At 61.2% G+C, this 242-nt stretch carries 1 protein-coding gene; it reads left to right on the plus strand.

Annotation, left to right across the window (positions count from 1 at the left end):
- Positions 1-10: 10 nt before the first annotated feature.
- The coding region (locus AC1RPV_RS08170) for a TFIIB-type zinc ribbon-containing protein (protein WP_481764265.1) at positions 11-242 on the plus strand (232 nt) is incomplete at its 3' end.

The raw sequence follows: 242 nt of genomic DNA on the forward strand, positions 1-242 counted from the left end.
GGTAAGAACCATGAAATGTCCCGTTGACGGCGAGACACTCCTGCTCTCCGATCGCTCCGGAATCGAGATCGACTACTGTCCCGCCTGCCGAGGCGTTTGGCTGGATCGGGGCGAGCTCGACAAGATCATCGAACGCTCACTGACCCAGAGCCCATCGACTGGATACGCCGCCCCGGCTGACCCGCAAGGATGGTCGGACCCGAATCGATCCGGACATCACAACAAGAGCGGCCACGGAAACG

The sequence above is a fragment of the Dellaglioa sp. CoH-55-MRSF-9 genome (assembly GCF_056782155.1).